This is a genomic window from Sutterella massiliensis, from assembly GCF_016899755.1.
GTDB lineage: Bacteria > Pseudomonadota > Gammaproteobacteria > Burkholderiales > Burkholderiaceae_F > Sutterella > Sutterella massiliensis.
In genome coordinates this window covers 1-389 of sequence record NZ_JACJJC010000324.1, presented here as the reverse complement: position 1 = coordinate 389, position 389 = coordinate 1, and the positions used below count along the sequence as shown (strand labels likewise).

The window sequence follows — 389 nt, the reverse complement described above, 5'->3', positions numbered from 1 at the left end:
GAGCTGAACGCCGATGCCGAGTCCGTATGTACGGATGCCGCTTGCGCGCAGCCGCTTCATGACCGAAGCGACCGACCACGGGTCGTTCGGCTCGCCGTCCGTGAGAACGAGCACCGCTTTCTTGTTCTCTTTCGTGCGAGAGAGAGCAATAGCGGCCCCGAACAACGCTTCGGTGAGCGGCGTGCTGCCGCGCGCCTTCAACACACCGATTCGCTTGGCGAAAGGAGCCAGACTCCTTGCACCGTGCGGAACGATCGGCGTGAAGACAGAGCGGCCCGAAAACGCCGAGAGCGCGGGATTGACATGGCGAATGCTCATAAGCGCCGCCGTAAGCGCCAAAGAGGCTCGTACGGCCATGCCGGCCTGTTTGCCTTTCATCGAACCCGACA

Annotated in this window: 1 protein-coding gene; it reads right to left on the bottom strand. The window is 62.5% G+C overall.

From position 1 onward, the window contains the following. On the bottom strand, positions 1 to 357 hold a 357-nt coding region (locus H6A60_RS12765; RefSeq protein WP_205105236.1), incomplete at its 3' end, for a VWA domain-containing protein. Positions 358 to 389 lie beyond the last annotated feature (32 nt).